10 protein-coding genes are annotated in these 14,351 nt (G+C 59.3%); 7 read left to right on the top strand and 3 right to left on the bottom strand.

The features are described 5' to 3' along the window. Positions 1–63 precede the first annotated feature (63 nt). Positions 64–1,149, top strand: coding sequence for an inositol-3-phosphate synthase (locus ADIAG_RS00490; protein ID WP_007269309.1), 1,086 nt, complete (start codon positions 64–66; stop codon positions 1,147–1,149). 85 nt (positions 1,150–1,234) lie between these two features. On the opposite strand, the gene ADIAG_RS00485 is transcribed toward ADIAG_RS00490, so the two are convergent. Further along, a complete protein-coding gene (locus ADIAG_RS00485; RefSeq protein ID WP_007269308.1) occupies positions 1,235–2,920 on the bottom strand; it encodes a formate--tetrahydrofolate ligase in 1,686 nt (561 codons plus the stop codon). Positions 2,921–3,559: 639 nt separating this feature from the next. On the opposite strand from ADIAG_RS00485, the gene ADIAG_RS00480 reads away from it, so the two are divergent. Continuing rightward, complete coding sequence (locus ADIAG_RS00480) at positions 3,560–4,483, top strand: Cof-type HAD-IIB family hydrolase (RefSeq protein WP_051059799.1); 924 nt, start codon at positions 3,560–3,562, stop codon at positions 4,481–4,483. Positions 4,484–4,741: 258 nt separating this feature from the next. On the opposite strand, the gene ADIAG_RS21530 is transcribed toward ADIAG_RS00480, so the two are convergent. Further along, positions 4,742–4,888: a hypothetical protein gene (locus ADIAG_RS21530; protein WP_007269305.1), complete on the bottom strand. Its 147-nt coding sequence runs from the start codon at positions 4,886–4,888 to the stop codon at positions 4,742–4,744. 402 nt (positions 4,889–5,290) lie between these two features. Beyond that, entirely contained in the window at positions 5,291–6,730 is a 1,440-nt protein-coding gene (locus ADIAG_RS00475) for a CCA tRNA nucleotidyltransferase (protein WP_007269304.1), read from the bottom strand. Between the two features lie 225 nt (positions 6,731–6,955). On the opposite strand from ADIAG_RS00475, the gene ADIAG_RS00470 reads away from it, so the two are divergent. The 5 genes from ADIAG_RS00470 to trxA all read left to right on the top strand — a co-directional run bounded on the left by ADIAG_RS00470 (position 6,956) and on the right by trxA (position 12,537). Then, entirely contained in the window at positions 6,956–7,450 is a 495-nt protein-coding gene (locus ADIAG_RS00470; RefSeq protein ID WP_043472531.1) for an NUDIX hydrolase, read from the top strand. Next, the gene (gene murJ, locus ADIAG_RS00465) at positions 7,434–9,167 is read left to right on the top strand and encodes a murein biosynthesis integral membrane protein MurJ (protein WP_235045791.1); all 1,734 of its coding nucleotides are present in this window, start codon (positions 7,434–7,436) and stop codon (positions 9,165–9,167) included. The genes ADIAG_RS00470 and murJ overlap by 17 nt, the downstream gene beginning before the upstream one ends. Positions 9,168–9,308: 141 nt before the next feature. Then, the gene (locus tag ADIAG_RS00460) at positions 9,309–11,069 is read left to right on the top strand and encodes a hypothetical protein (RefSeq protein ID WP_007269301.1); all 1,761 of its coding nucleotides are present in this window, start codon (positions 9,309–9,311) and stop codon (positions 11,067–11,069) included. A gap of 108 nt (positions 11,070–11,177) precedes the next feature. Next, positions 11,178–12,161, top strand: coding sequence for a thioredoxin-disulfide reductase (trxB, locus tag ADIAG_RS00455; RefSeq protein ID WP_007269300.1), 984 nt, complete (start codon positions 11,178–11,180; stop codon positions 12,159–12,161). Beyond that, a complete protein-coding gene (gene trxA, locus ADIAG_RS00450) occupies positions 12,106–12,537 on the top strand; it encodes a thioredoxin (protein ID WP_262495197.1) in 432 nt (143 codons plus the stop codon). Before trxB ends, trxA begins: the two co-directional genes overlap by 56 nt. Positions 12,538–14,351: the final 1,814 nt, after the last annotated feature.

The following is a 14,351-nucleotide window of genomic DNA, read 5'->3' as shown; positions in this document are numbered from 1 at the left end:
ATTGTAGGAGTGTTGGGTGGTGGGGCTTCCCCTGCCCGGAAGTTTTGATTTTGAGGAGACAAGTTGTCGGAAAATCCGATTCGGGTTGCAATCGTTGGCGTAGGAAACTGCGCCACTTCATTGGTTCAGGGTGTCGAGTACTACCGGAATGCTGACCCCCAGGCCACTGTTCCGGGTCTGATGCACGTGCAGTTCGGCAAGTACCACGTCAACGACGTGCAGTTTGTTGCCGCCTTCGACGTCGATGAAAAGAAGGTCGGATTGGATCTGGCCGACGCCATCCTCGCCTCGGAGAACAACACCATCAAGATCGCCGACGTGTCCACCACCGGCATCACGGTGCAGCGCGGCCACACCCTTGACAGCCTCGGTAAGTACTACCGCGAAACCATCACCGAGTCCTCCCTGGACCCGGTCGACATGGTGGCCGCGTTGAAGGACGCCAAGGCCGATGTCCTGGTTTGCTACCTCCCGGTCGGTTCGGACTCCGCAGCGAAGTTCTACGCCCAGGCCGCCATCGACGCGGGCGTCGCCTTCGTCAACGCCCTTCCGGTCTTCATTGCCGGCACCAAGGAGTGGGCGGACAAGTTCACCGCTGCAGGTGTCCCGATCGTCGGCGACGACATCAAGTCCCAGATCGGCGCCACCATCACGCACCGCGTGATGGCCAAGCTCTTCGAAGACCGCGGGGTCACCTTGGACCGCACGTACCAGCTGAATGTCGGCGGCAACATGGACTTCAAGAACATGCTTGAGCGCGACCGTCTGGAATCCAAGAAGATTTCCAAGACCCAGGCCGTCACCTCCAACACCTCGGCCAAGCTCGGGGCCGACGACGTGCACATCGGCCCGTCCGACTACGTGGCCTGGCTTGATGACCGCAAGTGGGCCTTCGTGCGCCTTGAGGGCCGCAACTTCGGTGATGCCCCGGTGTCCCTGGAATACAAGCTCGAGGTCTGGGACTCCCCGAACTCGGCAGGCGTGATCATCGACGCCGTGCGTGCCGCCAAGATCGCCTTGGACCGCGGCATCGGCGGACCGATTCTCTCGGCATCCTCCTACTTCATGAAGTCGCCGCCGGAGCAGTACAACGACGACATCGCCCACGAAAAGGTCGAGGCCTTTATCCGCGGCGACATCGAGCGCTAAATCCCGTCACCGGCTCTGCCGGGCCGATGAACCTCGAAGCCACCGCCCTGCGCGGTGGCTTCGACGTTTAACCGGGCGCTAGTTCCTACGACAGTCCTACGGCATTGCCGTGCTCGTCGACGTCCATGTGCATGGCCGCCGGGAGCTTGGGAAGTCCCGGCATGGTCATGATCGCGCCGGTGATCGCCACGATGAATCCGGCCCCGGTCTTGGGGATGAGCTCGCGCACCTGCAGCGTAAACCCTTCGGGAGCACCCAACAGCTTCGGGTCATCGGAGAACGAATACTGGGTCTTGGCCATGCATACCGGCAGCCCGTCCCACCCGTTTGCGTGGATCTGCTCGAGCATCCGCTTCGCGGCGGACGAGTACTCGACACCGACGCCCCCGTAGATCTCGCGAACCACGGTCAGGATCTTGTCTTCCACCGGCTGATCCAATTCATACAACGGAGCAAAGTTGTTGGGCTCCTCGATCGCCCGCAACACCGCGGCAGCCAGCTCCCCGGCCCCCGCGCCACCCTGGCCCCATACATCCGCAATCTCGCATTCAATGCCGTTGCTGGCGGCCCACTGGGTGACGACGGCAAGTTCGGCAGCGGTATCCGTGGCGAACTTGTTAATGCCGATGACCGGCTGAACCCCAAACTTCTTGATGTTTGACGCGTGCCGGGCAAGATTCGCGATGCCAGCGGCCACGGCATCGGCGTTTTCTTCCTTCAGCCCGTCCTTCGCCACTCCCCCGTGCATCTTCAGCGCGCGTATGGTCGCGACGAGAACGACCACGTCGGGGTCGCATCCGGCATAGCGGGCCTTGATGTCCATGAATTTTTCGGCGCCCAAATCCGCTCCGAATCCGGCCTCGGTAACCACGACGTCGGCCAGGGAGCGGGCGGTGTTCGTGGCAATGGCCGAGTTGCATCCGTGCGCGATGTTCGCGAAGGGGCCCCCGTGAATGAAGGCCGGAGTCCCTGCCATCGTCTGGACCAGGTTCGGTTTGATGGCTTCCTTCAGGAGCATGGTCATCGCACCAGCTGCGCCGAGGTCGTCCACGGTGACCGGAGACTTCTCGTAGGTGTAGCCGATGGTCATCCGGCCCAACCGTGAGCGCAGGTCTTCCAGACCCGTTGCCAGACAGAATACCGCCATGACTTCGGAGGCCACGGTGATTTCAAATCCGGTTTCCCGCGGCACGCCCTCGCTCGGACCACCGAGGCCAATGACGATGTTTCGCAGGGCCCTATCATTCATGTCCAAGACGCGCTTGAAAGTGATTCGCCGGGGATCGATGCCTAGGATGTTTCCTTGGTGCAGATGGTTGTCCAGAATGGCCATCAGCAGATTATTTGCGCTGGTGATGGCGTGGAAATCCCCGGTGAAATGCATATTGATTTCGTCCATGGGCAAGACCTGTGAAAAACCGCCCCCGGTGGCACCGCCCTTCATACCGAAGATCGGGCCCAGGGATGGTTCACGCAGGGCAATCATGGTGTTGGTACCCGTGGCAGACAACGCATCTCCGAGTCCGACCACCATCGTGGATTTACCTTCACCTGCGGGGGTCGGTGAGATGCCGCTGACCAGCACCACTTTTCCGGGCTTCGCCCCTCGGGATTCCAGCAGGCCCGGATCGACCTTGGCCTTGTAGCGGCCGTAGGCCTCAAGGGCCGCTTCTGGGATCCCCACGGATTCGGCGATCTGCCCGATCGGTTGGAGCACGGCTCTCGAAGCAATCGCTAGATCACTCATGTCTGTTGATGGCGTCGCTGTCATCGTGTGTCCCCTATCTGAATTCCCGGTGTTCGGGGGGATGAGGAAGACCAAGGTTTTTGGTGTTCCTTGAATCACCTTCAAGCTATCACCGCCGCGTGGCAAACGTCTCGGGTGCCGAGCCGGGAGGGTCCATTGGGTTCAAAACGCCACGGGGTATCCGGCCACAGAATCAGCGATTCCACGCCCTGCCTGATAATCCTCGGCATCCTGTGCGTCGATGGCTCCGGACCTGTCACGCCTGTGTGGTCTTGCCGTGCACGACAGCGGAACCGCTCATCAGTTGCTGCCAGAAGTCCGAGACCCGGAGCAACCACCTTGCCATTCTTGTCCTTGGATTCCTTTGCCATTCCGGACAAACCGAATAGCAGCCGAGTTGTTTTCGAGTATTCAATATCCCGTCCGGGGCCCGGATATATGCTGGCAGAACTCCCCCTCGGGGTCAGGAAGATATAAGTCTCCAGCCTCTGCTGGGCGCTCAGTCTTCACCGGATTCCACGGTTCGAGGATCTTCTTCGCGCGCATCATCCCGGTACACCGAATCTGTGGATGACTATCCTTACATCTAGGGAATGCATGGGTGGGGTCCCGGGACTCTCCGGCGATTCCGTTCCGGCGCCATCCGATGGGAGAATCGAAGGCATGCCCACGACACCCCCATTTGCCTTGCTCCTCGACGTGGACGGCCCCATTGCCTCTCCTGTGACCCGTGACGTCGACCCGAAAATCATTGCGCTGCTTCTTGAGCTTGCGCAGGCGCAGATTCCCGTTATTTTCAATACGGGACGTTCTGACGATTTCATCAAGAACGAAGTCATGGAACCAATGATCGCCGCCGGATTTCCACCGTCATTGAAGATCCATGCGATCTGCGAAAAGGGTGCCACCTGGTTCACCTTTGACGACACCGGTGCCGGGGAGCTCCATGTGGATCACGAGCTCGCAGTTCCCGAAAATTATGCTGAAGAAATTCGCTCTTTAGTGGCTTCCTCATTCGACAACCACATGTTTTTCGATGAGACCAAGCGCGCCATGGTCTCCGTTGAACAGAATCTCGATGCCGATAACGCTGACTACCGGCGCGTCCAGCTCGAATTCGATGCGGCCGCTGTGGAGGCGATGATCCGTTTGGGCCTTGGTGTGGAGCACCTTGACAGGACCGTTCCTGACTCGGGCGACGTGATCGAATACCGCGTTGACCCCACAATCATTTCCACTGATATTGAATCGGTGGCACTTAGCAAGGATCTTGGTGCCCGCCGGGCCTTGGATCTTTTGGCGGCCGATGGCATCGTCCCAGCAGCGTGGTTCACAGTTGGCGATTCACGCACGGATTACGCCATGGCCGACTGGTTGGCGAGCAACGGCCACGAAGTCAGTCACGTCGATGTTCGCCCGGACGACGGAATCCCGGCAGGAAAACCTTACCCGGTGCTAACTGCCCAAGACCTCGGTCTCGGAACCGAAGTGATTCACGACGAGGCCGGGTTGGCGTTCTTGCGGCATTGGCGCGACCGAATCCACACGGGTCGATCCGCTGTAGCGATTAGCCAAAGCTCCGTTTAAGCGGCAAAGCCCGCCGGTGAAGCCGGCGGGCTTTGCACTGTGGGATTCAGCTATGTCCATAAGTCTTGCTCCTGCTTTCGGTGAATGAGTCGAATTCCGGGTCGGCAGTGGTTGCCTGACCCTAATTCACTCACCGCAGGCGGAAGACCATATCCATTGGCATGTGATTACGTAGTTCACGCTCCCGGAATTCCGGGTTGAACTGCGTTTGAAACCAAGCCTTGTTCTTTGGCTTTCGGTTTTTTGCAGCCACGGTGGTTACCTCCCCTCAGCCTGGTTGGAGGTGCGGAAGGCGGCCTGCTCGGCGGACCGAGTGGTGCGGGCATGTAGCGTATCGGGTCCGGCGAATATTAATTCAGCGGAGCGTACAGCTTGGGTGGTGATCGAAGAGATCTGGACAGACATGATGAAAGTTCCTCAAGGATTTGGTCGAATGATGACTCATCAGCCTCGGGAACTTTGAAAAGCTAACTGCTGCTAGCAGGGCGCCGTTCCGGAGGCAGGGGAAGTTGCTCGGGCGGTAAAGCCGCCGAAGCCATGACGGGGCGTATAGAAGCCGCCGAAATTCATTGAATTAATCATCATTCCCACCTCCTTGCCTGGAAGAACATGCCAGTTGGTTCTGGCGCCAATATTGTCATATCGATCTCGAGATCTCATTGAGACTTCTCAATCACAAGTTCTACGATACACACTGTTGCGGGATTGCGCCACATCGTTTTGTGAAAACTTTAAGAAGAAGGGCCTTGTTTCGGCGTGTTGAGAACGACACGCCGAAACAAGGCCCTTCTGTCATTTTGTCTTGGACTATTGCTCGGCCGATTCAGGCTGCTGCGACCACCATTCACGAAGCACGCGCGCCGCCTCGTCTTCGTCGATTGGACCGTTATCCAGGCGACGTTCCAACAGGAAGTTGTAGGCTCGGCCTACTACCGGGCCGGGCTTGATCTGGAGCAGCCCCATAATTTGCTGGCCATTGAGGTCCGGCCGAACGGCGGCCATCTCCTCCTGTTCGCTGATTTCCGCAATACGCTTTTCAAGGTCGTCATAAGCGAAGCTGAGCCGGTCGGCTTTCTTGCGGTTGCGTGTGGTGACATCCGAACGGGTCAACCGGTGTAGGCGTTGCAGCAAGTCCCCGGCGTCGTGCACGTAGCGACGCACCGCCGAATCACTCCAGCCGGCATCCCCGTAGCCATAGAAGCGCATGTGCAGCTCCACCAGCCGGGCAACGGACTTGATGGTGTCGTTGTCGAAGCGCAGTTCGCGCATCCGTGCCTTGACCTGCTTGGCCCCGACCACATCGTGGTGCCGGAAGCTCACTGCTCCGTTGGGCTCGAACTTGCGGGTGGCCGGCTTACCGATGTCATGCATCAAGGCAGCGAAGCGCAACACAAAGTCTGGGCCTGGAACCGGGCCGTCAGCGGGGCTTTCCAGCTGCATGGACTGTTCCAAGACCGTCAAGGAATGTTGGTACACATCCTTGTGACGATGGTGCTCATCGATCTCCAGTCGCAGCGCGGCAACCTCGGGAATGACGATCTCGGCCAACCCGGTGTCCACCAGCAGATCAATGCCTGCCCGCGGATCGACCCCGTTTATCAGCTTGATCAGCTCGTCCCTGACCCGCTCTGCGGAAATGATCTTGATGCGTTCTGCCATTTCTGTCATGGCGGCACGCACGTCATCGGCCACGTTGATCCCCAGCTGGGAGGCGAAGCGCGCGGCACGCATCATGCGCAGCGGATCGTCGGAGAAGGACATTGATGGAGCGCCGGGAGTCCTGACCTCGCGCTCTTCTAGGTCCTTGGATCCGTTGTAGGGATCGACCAGCTCGAGGCTGGGAAGCCGAAGCGCCATCGCGTTCATGGTGAAATCACGACGATAGAGATCGTCTTCCAGCTTGTCTCCGAAAGCCACGATGGGTTTGCGCGAGGACGGGTCGTAGGCGTCGGCCCGGTACGTGGTCACCTCGATCGTGTGGCTTCCCTTGCGCAGGGCGATGGTTCCGAAGTCGCGTCCCACTTCCCAGGTGGCGTCGGCCCAGCCGGCAACCACCGCGAGTGTTTCATCCGGTGAAGCGCTAGTGGTGAAATCGAGATCAGGAGACACTCGACCCAGGAAGAGGTCTCGAACAGGGCCTCCTACTAGGGAGAGCTCAAAACCGGAATCGACGAAGAGCTGCCCAAGCTCAAAAACGACGGGGGGCAAAAGCTCGGTAAGAACCTGGGGGGACGGTAGTTGCTGCATAGTTCCTTAAGGGTGCCAGACTTTCTGCCTAGTGCCATGCTCACGGCCACGTAGATACAGCGTTACCTTCCACACTCCTACAAGATCGTCACACTCACGGTGAAGATAGGGATAACACGCGCCGGCCGGGCGGGGCAAGCCACGATGCGGGACAAAACCGATAGAGTGGTTGCCATGGCTCATCCAGTTCCCAGCGCCCCGAAGCGCACGCCGTTGACTGCGTCAATGGCGCACGCGCAGGCGCAAGTGAGCCCCGGGCACCACCCGCTTCCCACCGTTGAAGAGGTTTCCGCCGGCGGCGTCGTTATCGACACGACACTTTCCAGCCTGCCGGTGGCCATCATTGCCCGGTACAACCGTGGCGGCAGGCTTGAGTGGTGCCTTCCAAAGGGGCATCCTGAAGGCGTAGAAACCAACGAAGAAGCCGCGGTGCGGGAGATCGAGGAAGAAACCGGAATCGCCGGGGACATTCTGGCTCCGTTAGGCTCCGTCGATTACTGGTTCACCGTCACGAACTACCGCGTCCACAAAACCGTGCATCATTTCCTCCTCCGCGCCACCGGCGGCGAACTCACCATTGAAAACGATCCGGACCACGAAGCAGTGGACGTCGCATGGGTTCCGTTGCGTGATCTCGGCAAACGCTTGTCCTTCCCCAATGAACGGCGCATCGCCGACCTTGCGCGTGAAGTACTCCCAAATTATGTCCCAGGTATCTAAACACCCCGCCAAGCCCAGCAGCCCTCCCAAGGTGCCGCAACCGCCAAGCGAACAGAACGCGGGACGCCAGTCCAAGGCCTATGCCCTCATGGCTTCCGGCACCATGGTTTCGCGCGTGCTTGGATTCATCCGCACGGCTTTGCTTGCGGTCGCCATCGGTTCATCCACGACGATGTCGGACATCTTCGAGAAGGCGAACGTCATCCCGACGATCATCTTCATGTTGCTGGCCGGCGGCATTTTCAATGTCATCCTGGTTCCCCAACTGATCAAGGCGTCACAGGCCTCCGACAAGGGCTCGTCCTACACCTCCAAACTGGTGACCCTCACCGTGGTGGTGATGAGTCTGGCCACGGTGCTGTTGACGCTCCTGGCCGGCCCGCTGATCAAGACACTGACCCTGAACTGGACCGAGCCCATGCTGGCCATGGGCACCGCGTTCGCGTATTGGTGCCTGCCGCAAGTCTTCTTCTACGGGGTGTATGCGGTCTTCGGGCAGGTGCTCAACGCCCATGGCCGCTTTGCCGCCTACATGTGGGCCCCGGTGGCGAACAACCTGGTGCAGATCCTTACCATCGGCACGTTCATCGTGCTCTTTGGTGCCTATGGCGGCGGCAATGACCAGCTGGCAACCTGGACGACACCGCAAACCGTCCTGCTGGCCGGCGGAGCCACCCTGGGCATCGTGGTGCAGGCTGTTGTGCTGTTCTGGCCGCTGCGCCGGATCGGGTTGGGTCTTCGCCCCGACTTCTCCTGGCGCGGCATGGGGCTGCGCCACGTGGGCAAGCTTGCGGCGTGGACTCTTGGTTCGATGATGGTCGGAAACATCGCCTCGCTGGTGAATTCGAAGTTCGTTTCCTCGGCGACCGCTGCCCGCCTGTCCATGCCAAACGGCGGCGCGGACATCCCGGGCGAGTACGCGTTGAACACCTCGCAGCTGATCACGGTACTGCCACACTCGATTTTTGCCCTGACCTTGGCCACGATGCTTTTCAACGAGTTCACCAAAGCGTTCCAAGAGAACCGTCGCGATGATGTTGCACCGCTTCTTTCCCAGGGATTGCGCACCACTGCCGTCCCCATTGTCTTTGCTGCAGTGGTTTTCATCGTGCTTGCCGGGCCGTTGGGCCGGCTCTTCGCCGGCAGCTCGTCCACCTCGATGCTTCAGGGTGCCGCCCTCGCTCAGCTCTTGGTGCTGACTGCGCTGGGGCTACCCTTCAAATCCGTGCACTTATTCATGATCAGGGTCTTCTTCGCCGAGGAAGACACCAAAACCCCGATGCTGATCCAAACGGTCATTGCGGCACTGGGTGTCACGCTGGCCTTCAGCGCCTTCCAGATCCTGCCGGCCACCCAGATCGCACCAGCCATGGCACTGATTTATGGTGCGACAAACGTGCTCTCCGCGGTCATTGCGCACTACCTGATCGTCCGCCGTTACGGCGACTACGGCACCAGCCAGGTCATCGACGCCTATATTCGAATAGGTGTCATGGCGGCACTTTCCGGCGTTGTCGGTGCCGGTGTGCTCTGGCTACTGGGAGGTTACAGCTGGGGATTCGCTTGGAGTTCCATCGGATCCGCTCTCATCGCGATCGCGATCGTCGGCACCGTCATGGCCATCGTCTACATCGCCTTGCTGCGGTTGATTCGTTCGGAAGAGTTGGAAAACTTTCTTGGTCCGCTGGCCCGCAAGATCCCCGGCTTGCGCCGATAGACTCCCAGACTTCAGACCACCATCGGGCCCTCCGACCCGACATCGGCCCCGGTCTTCGCGAATTACGTCGTCCATCCCGGTAACATGGAACGGGGCACCCACGAGGGTGCCGGCAACGCAAAGTAATCCCGGGAGGGAATCGTGTCGCAGCCCATCGACGCTGGCGCCATGCTTGGCGGCCGCTACCAGGTCACCGAAATGGTCTTGACTTCCGCCGACGGAGACCAGGTGCTCAGTGGCATCGATCAGGTGCTCAACCGTCCAGTGAGCATTCTTGTCGGCTCAACTGCGAATGCGTCGCAGTTGGCAACCAGCGCGCGCGAAATCGCCACCGGTGAACGCTACGCCGCGGTGCAAGTGCTCGATCTTGGCATTTCAGAGGGCAGCACCTATCTGGTTACGAACCTCGCAGAGCCGGCCGACCTCCTTGATCTTGTGGTCCAAGCAGATCCGACGTACATCGAGCCGTTCTACACCGATACCCTGGGAACCGAGATTTTCGGCGTCGCCCGGTCTAATGAACCTGCCAGCTATGACGATGACGATGAATACTACGATGACCAGCAAGCCCAAGAAGAGCAACGTCCGGCCATGCTGGACAGGCTCCCGGAAATCAGCCTCAATGAGAAGCTAAACAATCTTAAGGGTCGATTCACGCGCGGCAAGCAGGTTCCCCCAGCCGTTGCGCCGGTTTCACCACCGGACACCGTGGGATCATCCACCGAACAATCACCAGCTGTTCCTGCCAGTTCCGCGCCTTCTCCTATCGCCCCAGCCACTCAAGCTGCGCCCAAGGCTCCCCCGGCAACACCTACCGCCAAGCCGGAGGCCCCAGCCACCCAGGCGACTCCAAAGGATCCCCAGGCAACACCCGCCGCCAAGCCGGAGGCCACAGCCACCCAGGCGACTCCAAAGGCTCCCCCGGCAACACCCGCCGCCAAGCCGGAGGCCCCAGCCACCCAGGCGACTCCAAAGGCTCCCCCGGCAACACCCAAGGTGGCTCCGGTTGCCCCTGTTGCCAAAGCTCCTGTTAAGCCTGCTCCGAAGGTCACCAAAATGGAGCAGCCAGAGGATGACGTCGACGAGCCCGTGGTGACTTCGGCCGCTGCTCTTGCCGCCGCGCAGAAGTCACGCGGCGTGACAGTCGATGAGACGGGCCAGCGTGTCCCCTCAAGCTTCCCCGCAGCAGCTCTTGGCTATTCGGATCCCGATGAGGAGTACGAAAACGAGGAAGCCGATGAGGGTGGAAAGAAGACCACCCGTTTGCTCGTGGGCGCACTGCTTTGTGCGGTATTGGTACTGGCCGTCGTATTTGCCTACAACACGCTAGGGGGCAACAAGACAGTTCCTGTTGCCACTGAATCCACAACCCAAGCACCAACCTCGGCAGACGCCAGCAGCAGCGAAGCCTCGCCATCAAAAAGTGCACAAGCTGTAACCCCGGAGATTGCCGGCCTCACCCGTTTGGTTCCCGGCAACCAGGACCTGAACGCGGCGACCGATAATACGCTGTCGAACGCCATTGATGGCAACCCAGCCAGCTTGTACAAGTCCTTCTCATTCACCTCCCCGCAGTACGGCGGTTTGGCCTCCAATATGGTCTTCATTGTCGAGTTGGAAGACCTTTCCGATATCTCCGAGGTCCAGCTTGAAGGATTGAATGGAACCGGCGGTTCCTTCGAGATCAGAGTCGGAAAAACCGATAATCTCTCCGACGCCAAGGTTGTATCAAGCGGCTCCTTCACCGGTCCGACCGTCACCGTCCCGGTCGGCGGCGAGGACAGTGAGAGCGCTCAGGGAAAGTACGTGTTCCTGAATGTCACCGAGCTACCGCGCCGCGCTTCCGGGGCCAACGCTTCACGCCCCTACGGCTTGCAGATCGGCGAGTTCCGCGTCTCCTAGCCCCATGGCCGGGAATACGACGATGGCATTCGCTGTTATGCCGCATAGTCCCCTCTTTACCCGCGGTGTGTTTGAAACTAGACCGCACTTATGAAAGGTCCTCGACACGTGGCTACAGAAGTACAAGACGCCATCCGCAATGTCATCATCGTTGGTTCCGGCCCAGCAGGCTACACCGCAGCCGTCTACACGGCACGGGCGAGCCTAGAGCCGCTGGTCATCGCAGGCTCGGTGACAGCCGGTGGCGAACTCATGAACACCACCGACGTGGAAAACTTTCCTGGATTCCCCGAAGGCATCATGGGCCCGGATCTCATGGACAATATGCAGAAGCAGGCCGAACGCTTCGGCGCCGAGATCCTCTTCGATGATGTCACCGCCGTCGATCTCGCCGGGGACGTCAAGATCGTCACCTTGGGCGACGGCACCGTGTACCGTGCCCATGCGGTCATCCTGTCCACAGGATCGGCCTACCGCGAGATCGGTCTACCTGACGAGAAGCGCTTGGCCGGACACGGCGTCTCGTGGTGCGCGACCTGCGACGGATTCTTCTTCCGCGACCAGGAAATTGCCGTCATCGGCGGCGGCGACTCCGCCATGGAAGAAGCCATTTTCTTGACCAAGTTCGCATCCAAGGTCACCGTCGTACACCGCCGCGACACCCTGCGCGCCTCCAAGATTATGGCAGACCGCGCCCTGGCACATCCGAAGATCGAATTCATTTGGGACTCCGAGGTCATTGGCATCGCCGGAGAGCAGAAGGTCACCGCTATGAACCTGCGAAACCTTAAGACCGGGGCAGAGCAGGAAGTACCGGTCACGGGCATGTTCGTGGCCATCGGCAACGACCCACGTACCGACCTCGTCAAGGACGTCCTCACGCTAACCACCGAGGGCACCATCGCCGTTGAAGGACGAACTTCCAAGACCAGCATCCCCGGCGTTTTCGCAGCCGGGGATGTCATCGATTCCTCCTACCGCCAGGCCATCACAGCCGCCGGTTCGGGCTGCGCCGCGGCCCTCGACGTCGAACACTATTTGGCCGACGTCGAAGCCGCTACAACCGCGAACGTTCTTTCCGTTTCCAACTAGTCCCCAGCTTCTCCTTCGACGGGGAAGAAAACATTTACGAAAGGTGCAGGCCATGAGCCAGACCAAAGACGTCACAGACGCAACGTTCCAGGCCGAGGTCCTCGAAGCCTCCAAGCCAGTCATCGTCGACTTCTGGGCCGAGTGGTGCGGTCCCTGCCGCCAGCTGACCCCGATCCTCGAGCAGATCGCTGCCGAGCATGCCGAGAAGGTCGACGTGGTCAAGGTCAACGTCGATGACAACCCGGGTATCGCCGCCAAGTACGGCATCACCAGCATCCCCGCCGTTTATGTCTTCCAGGGCGGCGAACACGTGGCCACCTCCATCGGCGCCAAGCCCAAGCCTGTCCTCGAGAAAGAATTCGCAGCTTACCTCTAAGCCGCGCTGAATCATAGTTTGTTTGGTGCGCCGATCCCGTCCGGGGTCGGCGCACCAAGCTTTTAACCCTTAGGCCTGCCCGCGTCGCTCGCTGAACCTCTCTGGTGTCTCGTACGAAAAGGCGTTGAGTTAAACAACCATAATCGCTAGTTTTCTATGATGGAGATATAATTGGGCGAATATTGCCCGAAACTCCTGGTCATATTTGTCTCTGCCTTCATCCGGCAGAACGGAGACGACCGCAACCCATCAGAGACGACTGATATAAAGCACGAGCGTGGAACTTTCTGGAATTCTCAGGCCCCTCCCAGGTCTCGAACGTATTAGGCAACACCCTCGACAATGCCATTAGCACCTCACGTCGCTCGCTAGGCTACGGATTTTCCAAGGAAGACCCAGAGTGTTGGCACCCGGCGCAGAGTTTGGCTACTAGTGATGGCTAATCGATTTGGCATGACGACCAACTTCGGTGTCTTGCTCTGCATCGGTTCTAGTCCCGCGTGCAACGAACGATTACTCGAAACAGTACTGCCATCCCCTTATTGCCCTCAGAGGCTTTAGCCCCGACGGATGAAGCAACCACCTGCCGGCTCTTTCAGCTTTCTGACGAGTCCAGTTTCGCTTGCAGATCTTCGGACACTGTCTCAGACCAGGTGAAGTTGTGGATGAACTTTTCCACGGTTGCGCCGGCATAGGCGCCAAACACAAGCCTCTACTGCCGGTTCTTCCACGGACAATGCCGCATAACTACCCCAGATTATTCATGCATGGCCACAGTCTCGAATGCCCGAAACTGGGAGAATCTGAACGGATGGTGGAACGCTCAGTGTTCTTCTCGGGGCAGTGTCACGCCACCTATCGGAAGCACAATATCGGAAGGCCCTCCGTGTGCGCTAGAGCCGAATCAGACTATAGGATTTTCGTTGTTCCACGACGGACTTCAACGACAATTGCTCTGCTCCGCAAGACCGAACATTCATGACCTAAACCATGGTTCTAACTTTTCTGGTGCTACTGACCATTAGAGTCCCGTTTCTGATACTGAGTATTCGACGCTTTGGGGACCACTCATTATTGCCGTCGGGACCAGTACTTCCCCGCGTGGGAGCCACCGCCCTTCAGTGGGTTCCAATTGATTTTGGACGGGTCCGAGCCTTCTGCAGACACCGCGTGCAGGACACGCGGGTCCGGGTCGCGCCGCGTTGCCTGGGAGCAAGCCTCCTACGGAGTCGTTCCCCTGCAGGGTCCCCAGACAACGGCCCCACTATGCTAACGCCGGCAAGATGAAGCCTGCCGTGCACTTCCCCTCGTTGCCACTGCTCGGCAACCACCAGGGGCAACCGGTCCAGACCGGCCCCGCTCACGTCGTGGCCACCCAGCCGGCAAAGCGGCTCCCGCCAATGCCGCTGGTGGCTCCCACGGACAATATTCACTGTTTCCCGCGGTGATCCCCACGCGCAATATTGCTGGCCCCCAACAGTCACATATACACCGATACGAAATGAACACCGATACCGAGAGTCCCCACCGATGAATGCTGTTTGGTCGCAACGTTCACTGCTCCGCGGCTGATCTGCGCGATATTTCTCAAGCTGTTTTGTCGAGAGCAGCGGGATATCGAAAACACGCATCATGAACCGAAACCACGGATGTCGAATGATCGTGGCGCTGCTCGGGGGCACCACAGTACAGCCTTCAAAGAATCTGCTGACCAACTATCCTCAGACTAATTATGGTAGATGGGAGAGCTCCAACATCTGGTTTGAAGGCTACTTTGGAAACTCCTAACCGTGGTCTTAGAGCGCCAGGAATCG

Origin of the sequence: Paeniglutamicibacter gangotriensis Lz1y, assembly GCF_000348945.1 — a bacterium.
GTDB lineage: Bacteria > Actinomycetota > Actinomycetes > Actinomycetales > Micrococcaceae > Paeniglutamicibacter > Paeniglutamicibacter gangotriensis.
The sequence above is the reverse complement of the archived record's forward strand: the minus strand, read 5'-3'. Positions and strand labels throughout refer to the sequence as shown.